A 24,713-nucleotide genomic window follows, 5' to 3' on the forward strand; every position below is an offset into this window, starting at 1 on the left:
AGACGGGGTGAAGGAACGCAATGCGTATTACAGAGTCCGTAACTCACGGAAAGTCATAGGGAATTGGTAGTGCTGGGACTCTTCAATAAAAAGGCCAATACGTTACTGGGGATCGACATCAGTTCCACGTCAGTGAAGCTGCTGGAACTGAGCCGTCAGGGTGATCGCTACCGGGTCGAGGCGTATGCGGTAGAGCCGTTGCCGGTCAACGCCGTGGTCGAAAAAAACATCGCCGAACTTGAAGGCGTCGGTCAGGCCCTGAGCCGTGTGCTGGTCAAGGCGCGCACCGGGCTCAAGAGCGTGGCGGTCGCGGTGGCCGGTTCTGCGGTGATCACCAAAGTCATCGAAATGGACGCCGGGCTGTCCGACGACGAGCTGGAAAACCAGCTCAAGATCGAAGCCGACCAATATATTCCCTACCCGCTGGACGAAGTCGCCATCGATTTTGAAGTCCAGGGTGTATCGCCGCGCAATCCCGAGCGGGTCAACGTGTTGCTCGCCGCCTGTCGCAAGGAAAACGTCGAAGTCCGTGAAGCGGCGCTTGCCCTCGCCGGCCTGACGGCGCGGGTGGTCGATGTCGAGGCCTATGCGCTGGAGCGTTCATTCGGCCTGCTTGCGACGCAACTGGCGGCCTCGCAGGAGCGTCTGACCGTCGCGGTGGTCGACATCGGCGCGACCATGACCACCCTCAGCGTCCTGCACAACGGCAAGATCATCTATACCCGCGAGCAATTGTTCGGTGGCCGGCAACTGACCGAGGAAATCCAGCGCCGCTATGGCCTGACCCTCGAGCAGGCCGGGCTGGCGAAAAAACAGGGTGGTCTGCCCGATGATTACATCAGCGAGGTCTTGCAGCCGTTTCGCGAGGCGCTGGTGCAGCAAGTGTCGCGCTCGCTGCAATTCTTCTTCGCCTCCGGCCAATACAACGCGGTCGATCACATTCTGTTGGCCGGCGGCACGGCGTCGGTGCCAGGGCTGGACCGTTTGATCGAGCAGCGCCTGAATACGCCGACGCAAGTAGCCAATCCCTTTGCCAGCATGGCCTTGAGCAGCAAGGTCAACGCTGGAGCATTGGCCAGCGATGCGCCGGCGCTGATGATCGCCTGCGGGCTCGCGCTCAGGAGTTTCGACTGATGGCGCGGATCAACCTCCTGCCGTGGCGCGAAGAGCGTCGCGAAGAACGGCGCAAACGCTTTCTGCTGGCCTTGATCGGAGTGGTGGTCGGCTCGGTCGGAGCGGTGCTGATTGCCGATCAGGTGATCAGCGCGGCCATTGAGCGGCAAGTGGCGCGCAACGACTACATCGGCAAGCAGATCGCCGTGGTAGACGAACGAATCAAGCAGATCAGCGAACTCAAGGCGCGCCGTCAGCAATTGGTCGAACGCATGCGCATCATTCAGGATTTGCAGGGCAACCGGCAGATCAGCGGGCGAATCTTCGATCAGCTGGCGCGTACGCTGCCGGACGGCGTGTATTTCACCGATGTGAAGATGGTCGGCAAAACCCTGTCGATCAGTGGTGCTGCCGAATCGAACAATCGGGTCTCAGACTTGATGCGCAATCTGGAGGCCTCCGACTGGTTCGACGCACCGAGCCTCAATGAGGTGAAGGCAACGACTGCAGGCCAGGTGGATCAGGCCAACACCTTTGAACTGACGGTACGGCAGACCCAACCCCGCACCGTGGAGGACGAGCAATGAAGCCGTCCGAATGGCTGGAAAGTCTGCGCGACATTGATTTCAACGATCTCGACACCAGCAACATCGGTTCCTGGCCGGCCGCCGTGAAAGCCATGGCCGGAGCGCTGTTGATGGTGCTGGTGTTGGCGCTTGGCTATAACTTTTTCATCAGCGATCTGGAAAACCAGCTGGAGGCCAAGCGCGAAGAAGAAGTCGCGCTCAAGGAACAGTTCGCCAGCAAGGCGCGCCTGTCAGCCAATCTCGAGCTGTACACCCAGCAAATGAAGGAAATGGAAAATACCTTCGGCGTGCTGCTGCGGCAATTGCCCAGTGACACCGAAGTGCCGGGCCTGCTCGAAGACATCACCCGTACTGGCCTGGGCAGTGGCCTGGAGTTCGAAGAGATCAAACTGCTGCCGGAGGTCACTCAGCAGTTTTACATCGAGCTACCGATCCAGATCACCGTCACCGGCGCCTATCACGACTTGGCCACTTTCGTCAGTGGCGTGGCCGGGCTGCCGCGCATTGTCACCTTGCATGATTTCGAACTCGCTCCTGCCGATAAAGAGGGCGGGCCGAAGCTGCGCATGAGCATCCTTGCCAAGACCTATCGCTATAACGACAAGGGGCTGCAGAAATGAGCCCGATTCGTTACATCGCGTTGTCGATGACGCTGCTCGCGCTGAACGGTTGTGGTGGCAGCGATGACTTCAGCGATCTCGATGCCTACCTGAACGAAGTGCGCCTGCGCCCGGCAGGCAAGATTGAACCAACCCCGACATTCCGGTCTTACCCCACATTCACTTACAGCGCGGCCAACCTGCGCAGTCCGTTCTCGCGCCAGGTGCGGGTCGATCTGGCCGGGCAGAAACATGGCTCACGCAACGTCAAACCCGACCCCAACCGGGTCAAGCAATACCTCGAAGGTTTCAACATCGAGCAGTTCGAGATGGTCGGCACGATTGCCAATGCTTCCGGCTCCTTCGCGTTGTTGCGCGGAGCGGGCGCGGTGCACCGGCTGAAAGTCGGCGATTACCTGGGGCGCAACGACGGTCGCATCGTCGCCATCAGCGCCACCCAGGTCGATGTGGTCGAGATCGTGCCCGACGGCGAAGGCGCCTGGCTGGAGCGTCCGCGCACCATTCCTTTGAAAGAGCACTCATAGTGGAAGTCGAACAATGAACAGGATTTTCTCCACCCTCGGTTTTTCGCTATGGATAGCGCTGATGTCGCCGATGGTACTCGCGGCCAATCTGAAGACGCTGGATGTCGCGGCGTTGCCGGGTGATCGCGTCGAGCTGAAGTTGTCGTTCGACGGCCCGCCGCCGCAGCCCAAGGGCTACACCACTGAATCACCGGCGCGGATTGCGTTGGATCTGCCCGGTGTTGTCAGTCAGTTGGCCAGCAAGAACCTCGATCTGGGTAGTGGCAATGCGCGAACGGCCACGGTGGTCGAAGCGAAGGAGCGCACGCGGCTGATTGTCAGCCTGACGCAGCTGGCGCCTTACACCACGCGGGTCGAGGGCAATAACCTGTTCGTGGTCGTCGGTCAGGGCGCACCGGCAACTGCGCCGCGTCCTGCTGTCGTTGCGCCTCGTGCTACTGCAAAAGCTACTGCGCCCACCAAGGCATTTGTACCGAAAAGCCGGGCGATTCGCGGTGTGGATTTCCAGCGTGGAACAGCAGGCGAAGGCAATGTCGTCATCGACCTTTCCGATCCGACCAACGCCCCGGATATCCAGGAGCATGACGGCAAGATCATTCTCAGTTTCGCCCGCACGCAGTTGCCGGAGAAGCTGCGGGTGCGCCTCGACGTCAAGGATTTCGCCACCCCGGTGCAGTTCGTCAATGCCGCAGTGACCGCTGATCGCACGGTTATTACCGTCGAGCCCAGCGGCACCTACGAGTACTCCACCTTCCAGACCGACAACAAACTGACCGTCAGCATCCGCCCAATGACGGTCGATGACCTGCAAAAACGCAACGCTGACCGTCAGGCGTACGTGGGCGAAAAGCTTTCGCTGAACTTCCAGGACATTGATGTGCGCTCGGTGCTGCAACTGATCGCCGACTTCACCAATCTCAATCTGGTCGCCAGCGACACGGTGCAGGGTGGCATCACCTTGCGCCTGCAAAACGTGCCGTGGGATCAGGCGCTGGATCTGGTGTTGAAAACCAAAGGCCTGGATAAACGCAAGATCGGTAACGTGCTGCTGGTCGCTCCAGCCGATGAAATCGCAGCACGCGAGCGCCAGGAACTGGAGTCGCAGAAACAGATCGCCGAACTGGCGCCGTTGCGCCGTGAGCTGCTGCAAGTGAACTACGCCAAGGCAGCAGACATCGCCAAGTTGTTCCAGTCGGTGACCAGTGCCGAAGCGAAAATCGATGAACGCGGTTCGATTACCGTCGATGAGCGGACCAACAACATCATCGCCTACCAGACCCAGGATCGCCTCGACGAACTGCGGCGAATCGTGGCACAGCTGGATATCCCGGTGCGTCAGGTAATGATCGAGGCGCGAATTGTCGAGGCCAACGTCGATTACGATAAAAGTCTGGGTGTGCGCTGGGGCGGGTCGATTCAGAACAAGGGCAACTGGAACGCCTCCGGAGTCAACGGTTCGTCGACCACCATTGGTACACCCGGCAGCACCAGCACCAACTCACCGTTCGTCGACATGGGTACCGTGGGCAATACTTCGGGGATTGGCATTGCCTTCATCACTGACAATGTCCTGCTCGATCTTGAGCTGACAGCGATGGAGAAAACCGGCAACGGTGAAATCGTCTCGCAACCGAAAGTGGTCACCTCCGACAAGGAAACCGCCAAAATCCTCAAAGGCACTGAAATTCCGTATCAGGAAGCCAGCTCCAGTGGTGCGACTTCGGTGTCGTTCAAGGAAGCCTCGCTATCGCTGGAAGTGACGCCGCAGATCACCCCCGACAACCGCATCATCATGGAGGTCAAGGTCACCAAGGACGAGCCGGATTACCTGAACAAAGTGCAGGATGTGCCGCCAATCAAGAAAAACGAGGTCAACGCCAAGGTACTGGTCAATGACGGCGAAACCATCGTGATTGGCGGTGTTTTCTCAAATACTCAAAGCAAGGTTGTAGATAAGGTGCCATTTCTTGGCGATGTGCCGTATCTTGGCCGCCTTTTCCGGCGTGATGTGGTTTCGGAGAAAAAATCCGAGCTGCTGGTATTTCTCACACCACGTATCATGAATAACCAGGCGATTGCTGTGAGTCGTTGATTCTGTGCGAAATTTGATTCTTGTAGGACCGATGGGCGCTGGCAAAAGCACCATCGGCCGGTTGCTGGCCAAAGAGCTGCGCCTGCCGTTCAAAGATTCCGACAAGGAAATTGAACTGCGCACGGGCGCCAATATCCCGTGGATCTTCGACAAGGAAGGCGAGCCCGGCTTTCGTGACCGTGAGCAGGCGATGATTGCCGAGCTGTGCGCGTTCGACGGCGTGGTCTTGGCGACCGGCGGTGGCGCCGTCATGCGCGATGCCAATCGCAAGGCCCTGCATGAGGGTGGGCGAGTGGTGTATCTGCACGCCTCCGTCGAACAGCAAGTCGGCCGCACGGCGCGCGACCGCAATCGGCCGTTGCTGCGCACCGCCAATCCGGAGAAAACCCTGCGCGACCTGCTGGCGATCCGCGATCCGCTCTATCGGGAAATCGCCGATCTGGTGGTGGAAACCGACGAACGGCCGCCACGCATGGTGGTGCTCGACATTCTTGATCGTCTGGCGCAGCTTCCACCCCGTTAAAGCATCGTTCGAAATGCGCTATCCTCGGCGTCCTGTCACAGCCCGTCGAGGTTGTGGCGGATGGCGTGCGAGCGGCGTCATACCCGCTGTAGGCCGCAGACAACCAATAATTCAGGGCAGGACGCCTGCTTCCATCTTCACTGTGGGGACACATGCAGACACTCAAGGTCGATCTAGGCGAGCGCAGCTACCCGATTCATATTGGCGAAGGTTTGTTGGATCAGCCCGAGTTGCTGGCTCCGCACATCCATGGGCGGCAAGTGGCAATCATCTCCAACGAGACCGTTGCGCCGCTCTATCTTGAACGTCTGACCCGCAGCCTCGCGCAGTTCTCGGTGATCTCCGTGGTGCTGCCGGACGGCGAAGCCTTCAAGAACTGGGAAACCCTGCAAATGATCTTCGACGGTCTGCTGACCGCCCGTCATGATCGCCGCACCACCGTGATCGCCTTGGGCGGCGGTGTGATCGGCGACATGGCCGGTTTCGCCGCATCCTGCTATCAGCGCGGCGTCGACTTCATCCAGATTCCAACCACTTTGCTTTCTCAGGTCGACTCATCGGTGGGCGGCAAGACCGGTATCAACCATCCGCTGGGCAAGAACATGGTCGGCGCGTTCTATCAGCCGAACGTGGTGCTGATCGATACGGCGTCCCTGAAAACCCTGCCAGAGCGCGAACTGTCTGCCGGCCTGGCGGAAGTCATCAAGTACGGGCTGATCTGCGACGAGCCGTTCCTGACCTGGCTCGAAGACAACGTCGACGCCCTGCGCGCGCTGGACCAGAAAGCCCTGACTTACGCCATTGAGCGCTCCTGCGCAGCCAAGGCTGCGGTGGTCGGCGCCGATGAGAAGGAAACCGGTGTGCGCGCCACGCTCAACCTTGGCCACACCTTTGGTCACGCCATCGAGACCCACATGGGCTATGGTGTCTGGTTGCATGGGGAAGCGGTCGCAGCTGGCACGGTGATGGCGCTGGAGATGTCTGCGCGTCTGGGCTGGATCAGTGATGAGGAACGCGATCGCGGTATCCGCCTGTTCCAGCGCGCCGGTCTGCCGGTGGTGCCACCGACTGAAATGACCGAGGCCGATTTTCTTCAACACATGGCAATCGACAAAAAAGTGATCGACGGTCGTCTGCGCCTGGTGCTGCTGCGCCGGATGGGCGAAGCGGTAGTGACCGACGATTATCCGAAAGAGGTTCTACAGGCCACGCTGGGAGCGGATTACCGCGCCCTGGCTCAGCTTAAAGGTTAATAAGATTCCGATGACTAGTTTGCATGCCGACGAGGCGTTCCTCGGCCATTTCCAGTTAAGTCACGACCCGTTCGCGCCACGCGTACCGGGCTTCAAGTTCTTCCCGGCCCAGCGCAAACCGGTGCTGGGGCAGTTGCATCATCTGGCGCGTTACAGCCAGTTGCTACTGGTGGTCACTGGTCCGCAAGGCAGCGGCAAGACGCTGCTGCGCCAGGCGCTGGTCGCCAGCACCAACAAGCAGTCGGTGCAGAGCGTGGTGGTTTCCGCCCGTGGCGCCGGTGATGCCGCTGGCGTGCTGCGCCAAGTGGCGCAGGCTCTGAACGTCGCTCAGGCCGAGGTTGGCGCGATTCTGGAACAAGTGGTGCAACTCGCGCTGACCGGTCAGGAAGTCTATCTGTTGGTGGACGACGCCGAGCAGCTCGATGAATCCGCCCTTGAAGCACTGATGGCGCTAGGTGCCGGCGCACCGGAAGGTCGCCCGCACGTGTTCCTGTTCGGTGAGTCGTCGCTGATCGCTCAGCTCGAGGCTTTGCACCTTGAGGAAGAGCGCTTTCACGTCATCGAGTTGCAGCCTTACACCGAAGAAGAGACTCGCGAATATCTCGACCAACGGCTCGAAGGTGCCGGCCGGGGTGTCGAACTTTTCACCGCAGATCAGATCTCTGATATTCACGAAAGTGCCGAGGGTTGGCCGGGCAACATCAACCAGGTCGCTCGCGATGCTCTGATCGAAGTCATGATTGCCAGCCGCTCAGCGGTCAAGCGTCCAAGTATGGGGTTCAACATGCCGAAGAAACACGTATTGGCCATTTCCGCCGTCGTTGTGGTCGCGGTCGCTGCCGCCTGGCTGATGCCGGGTCGCAACAAGGCGCCGACCACCGGTGCACCGGCCAATGAGCAGGCACAGTTGCCATTGGGCCAGGGCGCAGCCAATGGCGGCGCGCCGAACGTCGAGTTCGCCGGTAATACACAGCCGATGCCGTTGCCGCTGGTCGGCAACTCGCAACCGGTCATGCGCGGCCCGTTGGCCGAAGCGGCCGGCGGTATTACCGAAGGCGACGATGGTGTGCCACTGGAAGGTTCCAGCAATACCCCGCCGACCGTAACCACTTCCGCACCGCCTGCGGGCGTTCCGGCCGGTCCCGCGCCGACACCGGTTCCGTTGCCAGCCGCCAAGCCCACCCCGGCGCCGACGCAAGTTGCCACCGCCAAGCCTGCTCCAGCCGCGCCAGTCGCCAAACCGGCTCCAGCGCCAGCCAAGCCAGTCGCCGCTGCCAAACCGGCCGATAAGCCGGTGACCGTTGCCAAAGCCGCCGGTGGCAGCTGGTACGCCGGTCAGCCGACCGGCAACTACGTGGTGCAGATCCTCGGCACCAGCTCTGAAGCGGCGGCGCAAAACTTCGTCAAAGAGCAGGGCGGCGAGTACCGTTATTTCAAGAAAGTGCTCAACGGCAAGCCTCTCTATGTGATCACCTACGGCAACTTCGCCAATCGTGATGCAGCCGTTTCTGCCATCAAGGCCTTGCCAGCGAAGGTTCAGGCTGGTAAACCTTGGCCTCGCACTGTCGCCAGCGTCCAACAGGAACTGGCAACAACTCGCTGAAGATTCGGCGGCCTTACCCAGGCCGCCTCTCCAAGCACCTCAAAATTTCTGCAAGTGCGCGCCGTCTCTACAGACCGCGTGCCTTGTGGTGTCTGCGTTACAGTAGTCTTTGAGTCGTTGCGGTCAAAATTAAAAAAGTTTTGACTAGCACAGCAGATCGCTTTAAACCTTTCACAAATGCGACATGAATTTGCGACATTTCGTCGTCAAATTTGTGAGCCTCTGTGTCGCTGTGTACAATGACCACCCTTTTGCCCCCGCCAAGCCGGCGTACGTTCGGCGCAGGACGCAAGTGGTTGAATTGAAAAGAAATTTGCCTCGAAAAGAGGCAGCCTGGTGAGAAAGTGTCTATGAAAGCAGGTCTGTACCAACCAGATGAATTCAAGGATAACTGCGGTTTCGGCCTGATAGCCCATATGCAGGGCGAGCCCAGTCATACCCTTTTGCAAACGGCCATCGAGGCCCTGACCTGCATGACCCACCGCGGTGGGATTAATGCCGACGGCAAGACCGGTGACGGTTGCGGTCTGCTGATTCAAAAACCTGACGCGTTCCTGCGAGCCATTGCCCAGGAAACCTTCAGCGTCGAGTTGCCCAAGCAATACGCGGTGGGCATGGTTTTCTTCAACCAGGATCCGGTCAAGGCCGAAGCCGCTCGCGAGAACATGAACCGCGAGATCCTCGCTGAAGGCCTGCAACTGATCGGCTGGCGTAAAGTGCCAATCGACACCAGCGTCCTCGGCCGCCTCGCTCTCGAGCGCCTGCCGCAGATCGAGCAGGTGTACATCGGCGGCGAAGGCCTGAGCGATCAGGACATGGCCGTGAAGCTGTTCAGTGCCCGTCGCCGTTCGTCGGTATCCAACGCCGTCGACTCCGACCACTACATCTGCAGCTTTTCGCACAAAACCATCATCTATAAAGGCCTGATGATGCCGGCCGATCTGGCCGCGTTTTATCCGGACCTGAGTGACGAGCGCCTGCAAACCGCGATCTGCGTGTTCCACCAGCGCTTCTCCACCAACACCCTGCCGAAATGGCCGCTGGCGCAGCCATTCCGCTTCCTCGCCCACAACGGCGAGATCAACACCATTACCGGTAACCGTAACTGGGCGCAGGCCCGTCGGACCAAGTTCAGCAACGATCTGATGGATCTGGAAGAGCTCGGCCCGCTGGTCAACCGTGTCGGTTCCGACTCCTCGAGCATGGACAACATGCTTGAACTGATGGTCACCGGTGGCATCGACCTGTTCCGTGGCGTGCGGATGATCATTCCGCCGGCGTGGCAGAACGTCGAAACCATGGACCCGGATCTTCGTGCGTTCTACGAGTACAACTCGATGCACATGGAACCGTGGGACGGCCCGGCCGGCGTGGTAATGACCGACGGTCGCTACGCGGTGTGCCTGCTTGACCGTAACGGTCTGCGCCCGGCGCGTTGGGTCACCACCACCAACGGTTTCATTACCCTCGCGTCGGAAATCGGCGTGTGGGATTACAAGCCGGAAGACGTGATTGCCAAAGGCCGTGTCGGCCCTGGGCAGATCTTCGCGGTGGACACCGAAACCGGGCAGATCCTCGACACCGATGCGATCGACAACCGTCTGAAATCCCGTCATCCGTACAAGCAATGGCTGCGCAAGAATGCCCTGCGCATTCAGGCGACCATGGAAGACAACGACCACGGTTCGGCGTTTTACGACGTCGATCAGCTCAAGCAATACATGAAGATGTATCAGGTCACGTTCGAAGAGCGCGATCAGGTCCTGCGTCCGCTTGGCGAGCAAGGCTACGAAGCCGTTGGCTCGATGGGCGACGACACGCCGATGGCCGTGCTGTCCCAGCGTGTGCGCACGCCGTACGACTATTTCCGTCAGCAGTTCGCGCAGGTCACCAACCCGCCGATCGACCCGCTGCGTGAAGCGATCGTGATGTCGCTGGAAATCTGCCTCGGTGCCGAGCGCAACATTTTCCAGGAGTCGCCGGAACACGCCTCGCGCGTGATCCTCAGCTCGCCAGTGATCTCGCCGGCCAAGTGGCGCTCGCTGATGAACCTCGACCGCCCGGGTTTCGAACGGCAGATCATCGACCTCAACTACGACGAAAGCGTTGGCCTCGAAGCGGCCATCCGCAACGTTGCCGATCAGGCTGAAGAAGCCGTGCGCGCCGGTCGTACCCAGATCGTTCTGAGCGACCGTCATATCGCCCCAGGCAAGCTGCCGATCCACGCCTCGCTGGCGACCGGTGCCGTGCACCACCGGCTGACCGAAAAAGGCCTGCGCTGCGATTCCAACATCCTTGTTGAAACCGCTACCGCCCGTGACCCGCATCACTTTGCGGTGCTGATCGGTTTCGGCGCCTCGGCGGTCTATCCGTTCCTGGCCTACGAAGTGCTGGGCGACCTGATCCGTACCGGTGAAGTGCTGGGCGACCTCTATGAGGTGTTCAAGAACTACCGCAAAGGCATCACCAAAGGTCTGCTGAAGATTCTGTCGAAGATGGGCATCTCGACCATCGCTTCGTACCGTGGCGCTCAGTTGTTCGAAGCCATCGGCCTGTCCGAAGAAGTCTGCGACCTGAGCTTCCGTGGTGTGCCGAGCCGCATCAAGGGTGCGCGTTTCGTCGACATCGAAGCCGAGCAGAAAGCACTCGCCAGCGAAGCCTGGAGTCCGCGCAAGCCGATCCAGCAGGGCGGTCTGCTGAAGTTCGTCCACGGTGGCGAATATCACGCTTACAACCCGGACGTGGTCAACACCTTGCAAGCCGCTGTGCAGCAGGGCGACTACGCCAAGTTCAAGGAATACACCGCACTGGTGGACAACCGTCCGGTGTCGATGATCCGCGACCTGTTCAAGGTCAAGACCCTCGATACGCCGCTGGACATCAGTGAAATCGAGCCGCTGGAATCGGTGCTCAAGCGCTTTGACTCCGCCGGTATCTCGCTGGGCGCCTTGTCGCCGGAAGCTCACGAAGCCCTGGCTGAAGCCATGAACCGCCTCGGTGCGCGTTCCAACTCCGGCGAAGGTGGTGAAGATCCGGCGCGTTACGGCACCATCAAGAGCTCGAAAATCAAGCAGGTCGCGACTGGCCGTTTCGGCGTAACCCCGGAATACCTGGTCAACGCTGAAGTGCTGCAGATCAAGGTCGCACAGGGCGCCAAGCCGGGCGAGGGCGGGCAACTGCCGGGCGGTAAAGTCAACGGGCTGATCGCCAAGCTGCGTTACGCAGTGCCGGGCGTAACCCTGATTTCGCCACCGCCGCACCACGACATCTATTCGATCGAAGACTTGTCGCAGCTGATTTTTGACTTGAAACAGGTCAACCCGAAGGCGCTGGTTTCGGTGAAACTGGTTGCAGAAGCAGGCGTCGGCACCATCGCCGCCGGTGTGGCCAAGGCCTACGCGGACTTGATCACCATCTCCGGCTACGACGGTGGCACCGGTGCTTCGCCGCTGACTTCGATCAAATACGCTGGCGCACCGTGGGAACTCGGCCTCGCTGAAACCCACCAGACCCTGCGCGGCAACGACCTGCGCGGCAAAGTCCGGGTGCAGACTGACGGCGGCCTGAAAACCGGCCTCGACGTGATCAAGGCAGCAATCCTTGGCGCCGAAAGCTTCGGCTTCGGCACCGCGCCAATGATCGCGCTGGGCTGCAAATACCTGCGTATCTGCCACCTGAACAACTGCGCCACCGGCGTTGCGACGCAGAACGAGAAGCTGCGCAAGGATCACTACATCGGTACCGTCGACATGGTGGTGAATTTCTTCACCTACGTCGCCGAGGAAACCCGTGAGTGGCTGGCCAAGCTCGGCGTACGCTCCCTCGAAGAGTTGATCGGTCGCACCGATCTGCTGGAAATCCTCGAAGGCCAGACCGCCAAGCAAAACCACCTGGACCTGACGCCGCTGTTGGGCAGCGATCACATCCCGGCGGACAAACCGCAGTTCTGCGGCGTTGAGCGCAACCCACCATTCGACCAAGGCCTGCTGGCCGAGAAAATGGTCGAGATGGCTTCGTCGGCGATCAACGACATGAGCGGCGCCGAGTTCGATCTGGATATCTGCAACTGCGACCGTTCGATCGGCGCGCGGATCTCCGGCGAAATCGCCCGCAAGCATGGCAACCAAGGGATGGCGAAAGCGCCGATCACCTTCCGCTTCAAAGGCACTGCCGGTCAGAGCTTCGGCGTGTGGAACGCTGGCGGTCTGAACATGTACCTCGAAGGCGATGCCAACGACTACGTCGGCAAAGGCATGACCGGTGGCAAGCTGACCATCGTGCCGCCGAAGGGCAGCGTTTACAAAACTCAGGAAAGCGCCATCATCGGCAACACCTGTCTGTACGGCGCCACTGGCGGCAAGTTGTTCGCCGCCGGCACCGCAGGCGAGCGTTTCGCCGTGCGTAACTCCGGTGCCCACACGGTTGTGGAAGGCACTGGCGATCACTGCTGTGAGTACATGACCGGTGGTTTCGTCTGCGTGCTGGGCAAGACCGGTTACAACTTCGGCTCTGGCATGACCGGTGGTTTCGCCTACGTGCTCGATCAGGACAACACCTTCGTTGACCGGGTCAACCACGAACTGGTGGAAATCCAGCGGATCAGCGGCGAGGCGATGGAAGCCTATCGCAGCCACCTGCAAAACGTGCTGAACGAGTACGTCGCGGAAACCGATAGCGAGTGGGGTCGTGAACTCGCCGAAAACCTCGATGACTACCTGCGCCGTTTCTGGCTGGTCAAGCCCAAGGCTGCCAACCTGAAATCGTTGCTTTCCAGCACTCGTGCCAACCCGCAGTGATATGCGCCTGAAGAGTTTGATGAGGTTTTAACAATGGCTGAACGTCTGAATAACGACTTCCAGTTCATCGATGTCGGGCGCAAAGATCCGAAGAAGAAACTGTTGCGTCAACGCAAGAAAGAGTTCGTCGAAATCTACGAACCGTTCAAACCCCAGCAGTCGGCCGATCAGGCCCACCGCTGCCTGGGTTGCGGCAACCCGTATTGCGAATGGAAGTGCCCGGTGCACAACTTCATTCCCAACTGGCTGAAACTGGTGGCCGAGGGCAACATCCTTCAGGCCGCCGAGCTGTCGCACCAGACCAACACCCTGCCGGAAGTCTGCGGCCGGGTGTGCCCGCAGGATCGTCTGTGCGAGGGTGCCTGCACCCTTAACGACGGTTTCGGCGCGGTGACCATCGGTTCGGTCGAGAAGTACATCACCGACACCGCGTTCGCCATGGGCTGGCGCCCGGACATGTCCAAGGTCAAACCGACCGGCAAACGTGTCGCGATCATCGGTGCGGGCCCGGCGGGTCTGGGTTGTGCCGACGTGCTGGTACGCGGCGGCGTGACCCCGGTGGTGTTCGACAAGAACCCGGAAATCGGCGGTCTGCTGACCTTCGGCATCCCCGAGTTCAAGCTGGAAAAGACCGTGCTGAGCAATCGTCGCGAAGTCTTCACCGGCATGGGCATCGAGTTCCGTCTGAATACCGAAGTCGGCAAAGACGTGACCATGGAACAACTGCTCGCCGAATACGATGCAGTGTTCATGGGCATGGGCACCTACACCTACATGAAGGGCGGTTTTGCCGGTGAGGATCTGCCGGGCGTGTATGACGCACTGGATTTCCTGATCGCCAACGTCAATCGCAACCTGGGCTTTGAAAAGTCGCCGGAAGATTTCGTCGACATGAAAGGCAAAAAGGTTGTGGTACTCGGCGGCGGTGACACGGCGATGGACTGCAACCGCACGTCGATCCGTCAGGGCGCCAAGTCGGTGACCTGCGCTTATCGTCGTGACGAAGCGAACATGCCCGGCTCGCGCAAAGAGGTGAAGAACGCCAAGGAAGAAGGCGTGAAATTCCTCTACAACCGCCAGCCGATCGCTATCGTCGGTGAGGACAAGGTCGAAGGCGTCAAAGTGGTCGAGACCCGTCTCGGCGAACCGGACGCCCGTGGCCGTCGCAGCCCCGAGCCGATCCCGGGTTCCGAAGAGATTATCCCGGCCGATGCCGTGGTTATCGCTTTCGGCTTCCGCCCGAGCCCGGCGCCGTGGTTCGAGCAGTTCGAGATCCAGACCGACAGCCAGGGCCGCGTTGTTGCGCCTGAGCAAGGTCAGTACAAGCACCAGACCAGCAATCCGAAAATCTTTGCCGGTGGCGACATGGTGCGCGGTTCCGACCTGGTGGTGACGGCGATCTTCGAAGGCCGCAATGCTGCCGAAGGGATCCTCGATTACTTGGGCGTCTAAACCCTTCTAGCTGACCGCAATGCAATACCTGTGGGAGCTGGCTTGCCAGCGATAGCATCACCTCGGTCAATCTGACAAAACGAGGTGTCTGCATCGCTCGCAAGCCAGCTCCCACAGTGCTTTGTGTTGCTGCAAAAATCTGCATTCCAACGCAATAAATTGACCCGATAGACAAAAGGCTGACCTGCATCCGTGCCTTTTGCGTCGCGCTCTGAGAAAATGCCCGCACTTTTTTTCCGGATGCCGACATGACTGCCCTGAAGAACGACCGTTTCCTCCGCGCCCTGCTCAAGCAACCCGTTGACGTCACCCCGGTGTGGATGATGCGTCAGGCCGGTCGCTACCTGCCGGAATACCGCGCCAGCCGCGCCCAGGCCGGTGATTTCATGAGCCTGTGCATGAATCCGGAATTCGCCTGCGAAGTCACCATGCAACCGCTCGACCGCTATCCACAACTGGACGCGGCGATCCTGTTTTCCGACATCCTCACCATCCCCGATGCCATGGGCCAGGGCCTGTACTTCGAGACCGGTGAAGGTCCGCGCTTCAAAAAAGTCGTCAGCACCCTCGCTGATATCGAAGCGTTGCCGATCCCTGATCCGCACAAAGACCTCGGCTACGTGATGGACGCGGTCAGCACCATCCGTCGCGAACTGAACGGTCGCGTGCCGCTGATCGGTTTCTCCGGCAGCCCGTGGACACTGGCGACCTACATGGTTGAAGGCGGCTCGTCGAAGGACTTCCGCAAGACCAAGGCGATGCTCTACGACAACCCGCAAGCCATGCACCTGCTGCTGGATAAACTGGCGCAGTCGGTGACTTCGTACCTCAACGGCCAGATCATGGCCGGCGCGCAAGCGGTGCAGATATTCGATACTTGGGGCGGCAACCTGTCGGCAGCGGCGTATCAGGAGTTCTCGCTGGCTTACATGAAGAAAATCGTCAGCGGCCTTATCCGCGAGCACGACGGTCGCAAAGTGCCGGTGATCCTCTTCACCAAAAACGGCGGCCTGTGGCTGGAAAGCATCGCCGACGCCGGCGCCGACGCCTTGGGTCTGGACTGGACCTGCGACATCGGCAACGCCCGCGCCCGCGTTGGCGACAAAGTTGCGCTGCAAGGCAACATGGACCCGACCGTGCTTTACGCCAAACCGGAAGCGATCCGCACTGAAGTCGGGCGCATTCTGGCCAGCTATGGCAAGGGCAGCGGCCACGTGTTCAACCTCGGCCATGGCATCACCCCTGAGGTTGATCCGGAGCATGCGGGTGCGTTCCTGCGTGCGGTGCATGAGCTGTCGGCGCAGTATCACGAGTGATCGCCACACAATAAAAAACGCCCGGCTAAATGCCGGGCGTTTTTGTTTCCGCGATCCAACGTCGGACACAGATCATTTGTAGGAGTGAGCCTGCTCGCGATAGCGGTGAGTCAGTCGACCGATGTGTTGGCTGACACACCGCTATCGCGAGCAGGCTCACTCCTACAGGGGTTTTGTGTCAGGCCTTAACACCCTGCAACGGCGGCAACTTCGCCAGTTTCAACGCTACCAGCAGCGCGATCAGCAACAACGAGCCGATAAACAGGCCAATCCCGTTCCACCCGCCGAGATGCCAGAACACCCCGCCCGCCGTCCCGGCAATGCTCGACCCGGCGTAATAACTGAACAGATACAACGATGAGGCCTGCCCCTTGGCCTTCGTCGCGCGTCGACCGATCCAGCTGCTCGCCACCGAATGCGCGCCAAAGAAGCCAAAGGTGAAAATCAACATGCCGACAATCACCAGCAACAGCGGCGTAAACATCGTCAAGGCAAGGCCGGCAAACATCAGCGCAATGGTCGCCCACAGCACTTTGCGTCGCCCCAGCTTATCCGCCAGCGAACCAATCTTCGCCGAGCTGTAGATCCCCGACAGGTACACCACCGACAGCAAGCCAACGAACACCTGATCGAGGTTGTACGGCGCGGCCAGCAAGCGATAACCGATGTAGTTGAACAGCGTGACAAACGCGCCCATCAACAGGAACGCTTCAAGAAACAGCAACGGCAGACCGGCATCGCGAAAATGCATGGTGAAACCATCGAGCAGACTGCGCGGGTGCAGTGAGCGTGAGCGGAAGTTGCGCGATTCGGGGAGGATCTTCCAGAACACCGCTGCGGCAATCATCGCCAGACCGCCGATCACCAGCATCGCCGTGTGCCAGCTGACAAAGTCGATCAACACGCCGGTGATCAAGCGCCCGCTCATCCCGCCAATCGCGTTGCCGCCGATGTACAAACCCATCGCCAGGCCAATGTGTTGCGGGTGAATTTCTTCACTCAGATAGGTCATCGCCACCGCTGCCAGACCGCTCAACGACAGCCCGATCAGCGCACGCATGATCAGCACGCCTTCCCAGCTCGGCATCATTGCGCTGGCCATGGTGCACAGCGCCGCTGCGAACAGCGCAGTCACCATCACCGGTTTGCGCCCGATCCGATCAGAGATCGGCCCGGTGATCAGCAGGCCGATGGCGAGCATGCCGGTGGCCACCGAGAGGATCAGGCTGCTCTGCGCGGCGTTGATTCCGTACTCGTGGGACAGCAGCGGCATCATCGGCTGCACGCAATAGAGCAGGGCAAACGTCGCGAAGCCGCCGCTGAACAGCGCCAGCACCGTGCGCATGAACATCGGCGTGCCTTTTTCGATGTAGATCTCTTGCAGCTCGGCGTCGACATCGTCGGCCGCAGCAGGCGGGACTTCATGGGCTAGGGGCGCGACAGCAGTTTTCACTTCAGACCTCGGAGGGCACGGCCAGGCAGGCAATGAAAAAATCATATAGCTGGCTAATGTTTCTATCCAATATATTGTTCGACCTGTTTGATAGCTTTAACGACCTAATTGGGTTTCCATGGAATTGCGTCATCTGCGCTACTTCATCGCCGTTGCCGAAGAACTGCATTTCGGCCGCGCCGCACAGGTGCTTGGCATCTCGCAGCCGCCGCTGAGCCAGCAGATTCAGGCGCTGGAGCAAGAGGTTGGCGCGCGGCTGTTCGAACGCACCAATCGCCGGGTCGAGCTGAGTGAGGCCGGGCGATTGTTTCTGGAGGAGGCGCGGCTGGTGCTGGCGCAGGTCGATAAGGCGGCGGATGTCGCCCGGCGTGCGCAACTCGGTGAACTGGGCGAGTTGAAGATTGGTTTCACCTCGTCGGCGCCGTTCAACTCGACGATTCCACAGGCGATCTTTTCCTTCCGTCAGCGTTTTCCGGCGGTGCATCTCAACCTTCGCGAGATGAGTAGCACGCAAGTCGCCGAGGGTTTGGTGGATGAGTCGATCGAGGTCGGTATCATGCGCCCGCTGGGTTTGCCGGATTCGCTCAGCGTGGTGGAGTTGATGCGTGAGCCGCTGGTCGCGGTGCTTGGTTCCAAGCATCCACTGGCGCAGGGCAGTGAAGAAGGGCTGTTCCTCTCGGCGCTGGCGCTGGAGCCGTTCGTGTTCTTTCCGCGCAGCTACGGCAGCGGGCTCTATGCGCAATTGCTGAGCCTGGCGCGCGATGCCGGGTTCAGCCCGCACTTCGCCCAAGAGGCGGGCGAGGCGATGACCATTATCGGTCTGGTCGCAGCGGGGCTGGGGGTTTCGGTGCTGCCGGCGTCCTATCAGCGGATGCGCATCGACGGCGTGGTCTACCGACCGTTGCTCGATCCGGAAGCGGTGTCTGCGGTGTGGCTGGTGCAGCGCAAGGATCAGAAGTCACCGATGGCCAAGGCGTTTGTCGAACTGCTCACACGCAAGGTCGAGTCCGCTTAAAAGATCGCAGCCTTCGGCAACTCCTACAGGGAAACGCGAATTCCATTGTAGGAGTAGCCGAAGGCTGCGATCTTTTGATCTTGCCGTTAGGGCAACCGCACCAAATCCCCCTTCAGCGCCACCCGCGTGACAAATATCCCCGCCCGGCACTCGTACGTATTCAAATCCTTGCGCACATGCTGGTCGTAGTAACTGACGATATTCACTACCGCATTCGCCCCGACCCGCTTGGCATCAGCCTGTAACTTAATCAGATTTGACTGCAACACCCACTCGCAGGAATCGTGGTCACTCTTGTTGAAACCGTTGGTTTTCAGATCACTGACTACCCCACGCCGCAACAACTGCTGCGTGCCCTGCGGCCCATTGCCGAGCAGATAGAACTTCACACTGCCATCCAGCCGCCCGGCGCGAATCGCGTCCGACAGCACGGTTTCGAAGGGCATGTACATCAGGTTGGTGGCGTGGCTGGCGCTGGGCAGTAGCGCGAAAAGCGCAGCGGCGATCAGGGCTTTCACTTGCATGGTCATCTCCTTGACGGTGAAAGAGAACCGCGAGTGCTCGACCGACCGGGCCCGCCGTTCTGACAGGCGTATCGATGGCCTGCATGAGCGAGTGTAGATGCTGTGTGGCGAGTGTTCAGCTTGTGGAGCCGTGTTCACCACATTTGCGGTTACGAACTGTTTTAGCGAGCGTTTGTTTTCTTGCGCAGAATCGATTTCTTTAAGTGAGTGCCATGGATGCCACTTCGATACCAGCCCAAGGAAGGTAGTGTTCTGATCTGCGACTTCAGAGGTTATGAAGTACCTGAGATGGTCAAGGTCAGACCCGTTGTCGTGATACGAAAACACAGAACCAACAGTATGTTGGTGACGGTCGTACCGCTCAGTACCACTGCACCGGATTGTTTACTTGATCACCATTTCGAACTCTCCAGCCATCTTCAAGGCGCCAGCCCGATCTGTTGGGCGAAGTGCGATATGGTGGCCACTGTCAGCCTTTCCCGACTGGACCGGATCAAAAGCAGAGATCGTGAAGGACGGCGCGTCTATTTGATCTCACACCTTGAAACAGAAGAGTTCTGCGCCGTTAAAGCCGCAGTCAGGCGGGCGCTTGGGCTGTAATGGCAACAGAAGTGGCGCAGTGAGGCCAAACGCCAGCCGTTGTCCTGATTGATGATTCGGGCAATACTGCGAGCGTTCCCGCAAGGGGCTTGTGAGACTCTGAGGATCCTGGGCGACCAGCCATCGCAGAGCCGGACAGGTGATCGGCGATGACAAGCCAACCTGTTTGTGAAAGGGCGCCGAATGGCGCCCTTTGTCGTTTCTACAATCCCATCAATCCACGTGCGCCAAGTCCCCGCGCAACGCCACGCTCGACACCACCAGCCCGGCACGGCACTGGAATTTCTCGGTGTCTTTGTACAGATCGCGCTGGTCGACGCTGGCGATGTTGATCACCGCATTGGCGTCGGCTTTTTTCGCAGCGTTCTGCAGGGTGGCCAGCGCCGATTGCAGAGCCCAGAAGCAGGCGTCTTCGTCGGATTTGTTCGAGCCGTTGGTCTTGCGGCTGCTGCTCACGGTGTCGAGTTTGCGCACTTGCTTGGGCAGCGTTTCGCCGGCCAGGTAGAACTTCACGCTGCCGTCGAGCAGGCCGGCGTCGGTAGCGCGTTTGACGCCTTCGCGGAAGCTCAGGTAGGTCGGCTCGTCGGCGCCCTGTTTAACGATGCCCAGATCGTTGACGAACTCGATGTCGGGGTTGATCGACAGCTCTTTGAGCACGTTGTCGCGCAGGCGGTTGACCCAGCGGTTGTAGTTGCCGTGGATCTTGCCGTCCTTGGCATCGAGGCCGTAGCTGCTGCGGTAGTCGATTTCGAACGAAGTCGGGGTGAACGGGATGTCGACTTCGGCGTGATGGCGACCGCGTACAGTGATTGCCGCTTTGATCATGCCCGGACGTACCGACTGCACGACCCACTGGCGGTCATTGAGCGCGGTGACGATCGCGCGGCTCATCTGTTGCTGGGTGAAGCCGAGATTGGGCGAGAATTCTTCCCTGGCGTTGTAAACCGGTTTACTGGTGCAACCGCCGAGCACAAAAAACAGTGCCAACAGAGCGGCGATGCGGTGAAACTGAGTCATTCCCTTCACTCCAAAGGTGTTGCGGTCAGTGCCAGCGGCGGAAAATCAACGAGGTGTTGACGCCACCAAAAGCGAAATTGTTGTTCATCACGTAGTCGTGATGCATCTGGCGGAATTCACCGCGCAGGTAATCGAGCTTGCCGCAGTGCGGATCGACCTCGTCGAGGTTGAACGTGTGCACGTACAGATCGCGGTTCATCATCTCGATGCTGAACCATGACTCCAGCGCACCGCAGGCGCCGAGGGTGTGGCCGAGGAAGCTCTTCTGCGAACTGATCGGCATGTGTTCACCGAACAAACTGCTGGTCGCCAGTGTTTCGGCAATGTCGCCCTGTTCTGTAGCGGTGCCGTGGCCATTTACATAACCGATGGCATCCGGCGCGAGTCCGGCGTCTTCCAGCGCCAGTTCCATGGCGCGGCGCATGGTTACTTGCTCCGGGCGCGTGGTGTGCTGGCCGTCGGCGTTGCTGCCGAAACCGACAATCTCGGCGTGGATGTGCGCACCGCGCGCCAAAGCATGTTCCAGCTCTTCAAGCACCAGCATGCCGCCACCTTCACCGATCACCAAGCCATCGCGGCCCTTGTCGTACGGGCGTGGGCTGGTTTGCGGCGCATCGTTTTTCAGGCTGGTGGCGTAGAGTGCGTCGAAGACCATGGCCTCGGTCGGGCAAAGCTCTTCGGCGCCGCCGGCGAGCATCAACGGCAGACGGCCGAACTTGATCGCCTCGTAGGCGTAACCGATGCCCTGGCTGCCGCTGGTGCAGGCGCTGGACGTCGGGATCAAACGCCCGGTGAGGCCAAAGAAGATGCTGATGTTGGCGGCGGTGGTGTGCGGCATCATCCGCACATAGGAGTTGGCGTTGAGGCCTTCGGCCACCGAGTTGAGCAGCATGTTGCCGAACGCTTTGATCTCGTCGGTGCTGCCAGTGGACGAACCACAAGCCACGCCCATGCGCCCATCCTTGATCGATTCGTCACCGAGCAAACCGGCGTCAGCCAGGGCGTTTTCCGCCGCACGAACCGCCAGCCGCGATACCCGGCCCATGCTGCGCAATTGCTTGCGGGTCCAGTGCGCAGGTACTTCGAAGTCATCGATCGGCCCGGCCAGGCGCGTATTGAGTTCGCTGAAGCGATCCCACTCGTCCATGCGGCGAATGCCGCTGCGGTTGGCCGCGAAATTGCCGGCGATGGTCTCCCAGTCGCTGCCCAGCGAAGTGATGCCGGCCATGCCGGTGACGACGACGCGCTTCATCAGCACAAGCCTCCGTTGACCGCCAGGACCTGGCGGGTGATGTACGAGGCTTCCGCCGACATCAGGAAATTCACCGCACTGGCGACCTCTTCCGGGGTACCCATGCGTTGCGCGGGGATCATTTTCATCAATTCTTCCACCGGCACGTTTTCGTCGAGCATCGCCGTGTCGATCAGGCCCGGCGCGACGCAGTTAACGGTGATTTTGCGCTTGCCCAGCTCGATCGCCAACGCCTTTGCCGCACCGATCACGCCGGCCTTGGAGGCGCTGTAGTTGACCTGGCCACGGTTGCCGATCAGCCCCGACACCGAGGTGATGCAAACAATGCGACCGGCGGCGCGGCGGCGGATCATCGGCATCATCACCGGGTGCAGAACGTTGTAGAAACCGTCGAGGTTAGTGCGCAGGACCACGTCCCAATCGTCGTCGCTCAGCGCTGGAAACGCGCCGTCGCGGGTCAGCCCGGCGTTCAACACCACGCCGTAATAGGCGCCGTGAGTTTCCACGTCAGCTTCAAGGATGGCCTTGCAGGTTTCCCGGTCGGCAACGTCGAATTGCAGAATCCGCGCCTTGCGCCCCAGCGCTTCGATTTGCGCCTGAACGCCTTGCGCCTCAGTCACGCCGCTGCGGCAATGCAGGACGATATCGTGCCCGGCCTGCGCCAGACGCAAGGCAATGGCCCGGCCGATGCCACGGCTGGAGCCGGTGACCAGTACGGATTCAGTCATCGTTCGACTCCTGTGTCTGTTGCAGATATTGATTGACCTGAGGCGGACGGAACACATTCAGGCGCGCGCTGGCATGAATGCCATCGCCATTGATATGGCATTCGAAGACACCCATGCCGTTGTCGTCTTCCAGCGAGCGCAGACCATGAATGGTCAGATCGGTGCCGGCGGGAAACGCTTCGACGTTGCACTCGAACTTGCGTGTGCCGAGCAGAAAGCCCAACTCCACCGGATTGCCTTTCTGCTTTGCGTGGCAACCGGCAAATGCTGCGACGCTTTGCGCCATCAGCTCGATGCCGACCCAGGCTGGCAGGCTGCCGTCGGGCAGATTGAACAAGCCATCGGGCTTGACCGTGAGGCAGGTGAAAATCTGCTCATCGTCAAAGCTTGAGATGCTGTCGATCAGAATCATGTCGCCCGCATGGGGCAGCAGTTCGGCGAGCGGCCAATCAGTCATGGGGCGTCTCCGATAATCAGGCTGACGTTGTTGCCGCCGAAGGCAAACGAGTTGCTCATCAGGTAGCGGGGTGCAATGGACGTCAGGCGCTCGCTCGCGGTCACCCACTGCAGCGACGGCAGCGCGGGATCGGCCTGCGCATCCCAGACGTGCGGCGGCAAGGCGTGAGCGGGGTTGTCGGCGCTCAGGCTCAGCCAGCAGAACGCCGCTTCCAGCGCACCGGCCGCGCCGAGGGTATGGCCGGTCATCGGTTTGGTCGAGGAGCAGGCGACGCCCTCAGGGAACAGCGTCGCAACCGCCAGACTTTCCATCGCGTCGTTGTGTTGGGTGGCGGTGCCGTGCAGGTTCAGGTAGTTGATCTGCGTCGCTTGCAGGTGCGCGCGGTTCAAGGCTTTTTGCATGGCTTGCAGGGCACCGCGCCCGGTCGGCTCGGGGGCGGAAATATGATGCGCGTCGGAACTGGCACCGGCGCCGAGCAAGGCAATGGCCGGGCCTTCGCCCTGTTGTTTGCTCATGACGAACAGCACAGCTGCTTCGCCGATATTGATGCCGCTGCGGTTGGCCGAGAATGGATTGCAGCGCTCGTCGGATATCGCTTCAAGTGACGAGAAACCGTTGAGGGTCAGTTTGCACAGGCTGTCGACGCCGCCACACAGCACCGCGTCGCACAGGCCCAGATCGAGCAGACGCTGAGCGCTCATCAATGCGCGGGCGCTGGAGGTGCACGCCGTGGAAATCACATAGGCCGGGCCGCTCAGTTGCAGCCAGTCGGCGAGGAAATTGGCCGGGGCGCCGAGCTCCTGTTGGCGGTAGTCGTATTCCGCCGGGAAACGCTGCTCGCGGATGTAGTGCGCCAGACCACGGCTGGCCTCGTCGATGCCCGAAGTGCTGGTGCCGAGGACCACGCCGATGCGCTCGCGGCCATAAGTCTGGATCGCCTGGTTGATCTCATTGCGAATCTGCAATGCCGCTTCCAGCAACAGCTGGTTATTGCGGCTGCGCTGATCGGCGAGTTCTGCCGGGATCGGCGCCAGTTCACCCTGGACGGCAGCGACCGGCAACTCACGCTCCGCCACCCAGCCGGACTCGCGGCGCATGCCTGAGCAGTCGCCGGCGAACAGGTTGCGCGCGACGGCATGTTTGTCGCGGCCCAGTGCGCAAATCACGCCGAGGGCATTCAGGTAAGCGGTCATGGTGTCGGTTCACCCAGCGGAGAAACGCGGTAGTGCGGGCCTTGGGGCAGGTTCAATTCGAAGCTCAACGGTTGTGAATAACGGATATCCCAGCGCGCCGGCAGAGCGCGTTGCTGTCCCTGTTGTTGCGCGGCGGGGTAATTTCGCAGCAGCTCGCCGGACGGGGTCAGGGCGAATAACAGCGCAGCAAACAATTCGCGGGCTTCCGGGTTCGGCGGCAACAGCCCATCGGCCTGCCAGTGGCCGTCGATCAGTTGCTGACGCGCTTGCGGAATACCCAGCGGATCCATCATCGACCAGCGGATGCCCGGGCCTTCACGCTGGATCACCAGCAGCCAGTCCTGGCGTTGTTCGGCTTGATTGCGTTCAATGTGCAATTGCAGCGGCAGCGGGAGTGTCGGATTGCCCGCCGGCAACGGCGCCTGGCTGGCGCAGGCACTCAGGAGGACAAATACCACCAACATTAGCCACACCACAAACCTTGTGGGAGCTGGCTTGCCAGCGATGGCGCCGGCACATCGAGCATTTTTGTTGACTGACACACCGCTATCGCTGGCAAGCCAGCTCCAACAGGGTTTCGGGTGTGCAGGTCGAT

Annotated in this window: 21 protein-coding genes; 13 read left to right on the forward strand and 8 right to left on the reverse strand. The window is 60.3% G+C overall.

The genetic code is table 11. The features are described 5' to 3' along the window. Positions 1–69 precede the first annotated feature (69 nt). The 11 genes from CKW38_RS17870 to hemE all read left to right on the forward strand — a co-directional run bounded on the left by CKW38_RS17870 (position 70) and on the right by hemE (position 15,879). A complete protein-coding gene (locus tag CKW38_RS17870) occupies positions 70–1,134 on the forward strand; it encodes a pilus assembly protein PilM (RefSeq protein WP_095113433.1) in 1,065 nt (354 codons plus the stop codon). Next, on the forward strand, positions 1,134–1,700 hold the full coding sequence (locus tag CKW38_RS17875) for a PilN domain-containing protein (protein ID WP_095113434.1): 567 nt from the start codon (positions 1,134–1,136) through the stop codon (positions 1,698–1,700). Before CKW38_RS17870 ends, CKW38_RS17875 begins: the two co-directional genes overlap by 1 nt. Next, positions 1,697–2,320, forward strand: a complete 624-nt coding sequence (gene pilO, locus CKW38_RS17880; protein ID WP_007909415.1) for a type 4a pilus biogenesis protein PilO — start codon at positions 1,697–1,699, stop codon at positions 2,318–2,320. The genes CKW38_RS17875 and pilO overlap by 4 nt, the downstream gene beginning before the upstream one ends. Then, complete coding sequence (locus tag CKW38_RS17885; RefSeq protein ID WP_095113435.1) at positions 2,317–2,844, forward strand: pilus assembly protein PilP; 528 nt, start codon at positions 2,317–2,319, stop codon at positions 2,842–2,844. Before pilO ends, CKW38_RS17885 begins: the two co-directional genes overlap by 4 nt. A gap of 13 nt (positions 2,845–2,857) precedes the next feature. After that, positions 2,858–4,936 (forward strand): type IV pilus secretin PilQ family protein, encoded by a 2,079-nt coding sequence (gene pilQ / locus CKW38_RS17890; protein ID WP_095113436.1) that lies wholly within the window; start codon positions 2,858–2,860, stop codon positions 4,934–4,936. A gap of 4 nt (positions 4,937–4,940) precedes the next feature. Beyond that, entirely contained in the window at positions 4,941–5,459 is a 519-nt protein-coding gene (gene aroK / locus CKW38_RS17895) for a shikimate kinase AroK (protein ID WP_025110261.1), read from the forward strand. Positions 5,460–5,611: 152 nt separating this feature from the next. Beyond that, positions 5,612–6,712, forward strand: coding sequence for a 3-dehydroquinate synthase (aroB, locus tag CKW38_RS17900; RefSeq protein ID WP_095113437.1), 1,101 nt, complete (start codon positions 5,612–5,614; stop codon positions 6,710–6,712). Between the two features lie 10 nt (positions 6,713–6,722). Further along, positions 6,723–8,315, forward strand: coding sequence for an AAA family ATPase (locus CKW38_RS17905; protein ID WP_095113438.1), 1,593 nt, complete (start codon positions 6,723–6,725; stop codon positions 8,313–8,315). 350 nt (positions 8,316–8,665) lie between these two features. Continuing rightward, positions 8,666–13,111, forward strand: coding sequence for a glutamate synthase large subunit (gltB, locus tag CKW38_RS17915; protein ID WP_095113439.1), 4,446 nt, complete (start codon positions 8,666–8,668; stop codon positions 13,109–13,111). A 33-nt stretch (positions 13,112–13,144) separates the two neighbouring features. Beyond that, positions 13,145–14,563, forward strand: a complete 1,419-nt coding sequence (locus CKW38_RS17920; RefSeq protein WP_007909438.1) for an FAD-dependent oxidoreductase — start codon at positions 13,145–13,147, stop codon at positions 14,561–14,563. Positions 14,564–14,811: 248 nt separating this feature from the next. Beyond that, complete coding sequence (gene hemE, locus CKW38_RS17925) at positions 14,812–15,879, forward strand: uroporphyrinogen decarboxylase (RefSeq protein ID WP_016983859.1); 1,068 nt, start codon at positions 14,812–14,814, stop codon at positions 15,877–15,879. Positions 15,880–16,057: 178 nt separating this feature from the next. Here hemE and CKW38_RS17930 read toward each other — a convergent pair whose 3' ends face one another. Continuing rightward, on the reverse strand, positions 16,058–17,332 hold the full coding sequence (locus CKW38_RS17930; RefSeq protein WP_095113440.1) for an MFS transporter: 1,275 nt from the start codon (positions 17,330–17,332) through the stop codon (positions 16,058–16,060). A gap of 118 nt (positions 17,333–17,450) precedes the next feature. Here CKW38_RS17930 and CKW38_RS17935 point away from each other — a divergent pair, with 118 nt between their 5' ends. Beyond that, a complete protein-coding gene (locus CKW38_RS17935) occupies positions 17,451–18,347 on the forward strand; it encodes a LysR family transcriptional regulator (RefSeq protein ID WP_095113441.1) in 897 nt (298 codons plus the stop codon). Between the two features lie 86 nt (positions 18,348–18,433). On the opposite strand, the gene CKW38_RS17940 is transcribed toward CKW38_RS17935, so the two are convergent. Continuing rightward, on the reverse strand, positions 18,434–18,871 hold the full coding sequence (locus tag CKW38_RS17940; RefSeq protein ID WP_007909447.1) for a hypothetical protein: 438 nt from the start codon (positions 18,869–18,871) through the stop codon (positions 18,434–18,436). 216 nt (positions 18,872–19,087) lie between these two features. Here CKW38_RS17940 and CKW38_RS17945 point away from each other — a divergent pair, with 216 nt between their 5' ends. Continuing rightward, a complete protein-coding gene (locus CKW38_RS17945) occupies positions 19,088–19,471 on the forward strand; it encodes a type II toxin-antitoxin system PemK/MazF family toxin (RefSeq protein WP_042704943.1) in 384 nt (127 codons plus the stop codon). Between the two features lie 213 nt (positions 19,472–19,684). Here CKW38_RS17945 and CKW38_RS17950 read toward each other — a convergent pair whose 3' ends face one another. From CKW38_RS17950 to CKW38_RS17975, 6 genes are read right to left on the reverse strand one after another with little or no spacing between them, the layout of a single operon-like run. Next, positions 19,685–20,488, reverse strand: a complete 804-nt coding sequence (locus tag CKW38_RS17950; protein WP_007909448.1) for a hypothetical protein — start codon at positions 20,486–20,488, stop codon at positions 19,685–19,687. 25 nt (positions 20,489–20,513) lie between these two features. After that, positions 20,514–21,740, reverse strand: coding sequence for a beta-ketoacyl-ACP synthase (locus CKW38_RS17955; RefSeq protein WP_007909449.1), 1,227 nt, complete (start codon positions 21,738–21,740; stop codon positions 20,514–20,516). Then, entirely contained in the window at positions 21,740–22,468 is a 729-nt protein-coding gene (gene fabG / locus CKW38_RS17960; protein WP_007909450.1) for a 3-oxoacyl-ACP reductase FabG, read from the reverse strand. Before fabG ends, CKW38_RS17955 begins: the two co-directional genes overlap by 1 nt. After that, positions 22,461–22,925, reverse strand: coding sequence for a hotdog family protein (locus tag CKW38_RS17965; RefSeq protein WP_095113442.1), 465 nt, complete (start codon positions 22,923–22,925; stop codon positions 22,461–22,463). Before CKW38_RS17965 ends, fabG begins: the two co-directional genes overlap by 8 nt. After that, the gene (locus tag CKW38_RS17970) at positions 22,922–24,118 is read right to left on the reverse strand and encodes a beta-ketoacyl-[acyl-carrier-protein] synthase family protein (protein WP_095113443.1); all 1,197 of its coding nucleotides are present in this window, start codon (positions 24,116–24,118) and stop codon (positions 22,922–22,924) included. The genes CKW38_RS17965 and CKW38_RS17970 overlap by 4 nt, the downstream gene beginning before the upstream one ends. Further along, on the reverse strand, positions 24,115–24,582 hold the full coding sequence (locus CKW38_RS17975; protein WP_095113444.1) for a hypothetical protein: 468 nt from the start codon (positions 24,580–24,582) through the stop codon (positions 24,115–24,117). The genes CKW38_RS17970 and CKW38_RS17975 overlap by 4 nt, the downstream gene beginning before the upstream one ends. Positions 24,583–24,713: the final 131 nt, after the last annotated feature.

Source organism: Pseudomonas sp. Irchel 3H7, assembly GCF_900187605.1.
In the GTDB taxonomy this organism is placed as follows: Bacteria; Pseudomonadota; Gammaproteobacteria; order Pseudomonadales; family Pseudomonadaceae; genus Aquipseudomonas.